1 pseudogene is annotated in these 955 nt (G+C 70.5%); it reads right to left on the reverse strand.

The features are described 5' to 3' along the window. Positions 1–82 precede the first annotated feature (82 nt). Positions 83–955 (reverse strand): annotated as a pseudogene (locus tag ACFVYN_RS40250) (hypothetical protein); the annotation flags it as partial.

A 955-nucleotide genomic window follows, 5' to 3' on the forward strand; every position in this document is an offset into this window, starting at 1 on the left:
CGCCGATGGTACTGCAGGGGGGACCCTGTGGGAGAGTAGGACACCGCCGAACAATCTTTGGAAGGACCCCTGGTCCCAGCGTTCAGCTGGGGCCAGGGGTCCTTTTGTTTTTAGAATGCTTGCAGTACCGAAGACAGGAGTCACCATGTCCACCAACTCTCCCGACGACCGACCGGAGCGCGACCAGCGGCGACGGGACAGTGGTGACCGTGGTGATCGTGGCGGCTTCCGCCGCGACAACGACCGCGGTCACAGTGACCGTGGCGGCAGTGACCGTGGGGCCCCTCGCGGTGGTGGTGGCTATGGCCGCCGTGACGACCGTCCCGGCGACAACCGTGGCGGTGGCTACGTCCGGCGGGATGACCGTCGTGATGATCGTCGGGGCGATGACCGCGGCGATCGTCCCGGTTTCCGCCGCGACGACAACCGCGCCGGCGACAATCGTGGTCGTGACAACCGCGGGGGTGACAACCGCGGGGGTGACAACCGTGGTGGTTATGGCCGGCGTGACGACCGTGACCGTGGTCCCCGTGCGGACGACCGGGGGCCTCGCCCCGCGTTCCGTCGTGACGACCGCCCGACCGGGCCCCGTCGTGACGACCGGGGAGACCGGGGAGACCGTGGTGGCTTCCGCCGCGATGGTGACCGGCCTGCTGTCCGCCGTGACGACCGCGGGGACCGCGGTGAGCGCGTAGAGCGCCGGGACAGCGACCGTGGCGGCTTCCGCCGTGACGACAACCGTGGCGGTGGGTACGTCCGGCGGGATGACAACCGTGGGGATCGCGGTGGTTTCCGCCGCGACGACAACCGCGCCGGCGACAACCGCGCCGGCGACAACCGTGGTGGTTTTGGTCGGCGTGACGACCGTGACCGTGGTCCCCGTGCGGACGACCGGGGATCTCGCCCCGCGTTCCGTCGTGACGACCGCCCGACCGGGCCCCGTCGTGACGACCGG

Origin of the sequence: Streptomyces sp. NPDC058307, assembly GCF_042880295.1 — a bacterium.
Lineage (GTDB): Bacteria > Actinomycetota > Actinomycetes > Streptomycetales > Streptomycetaceae > Streptomyces.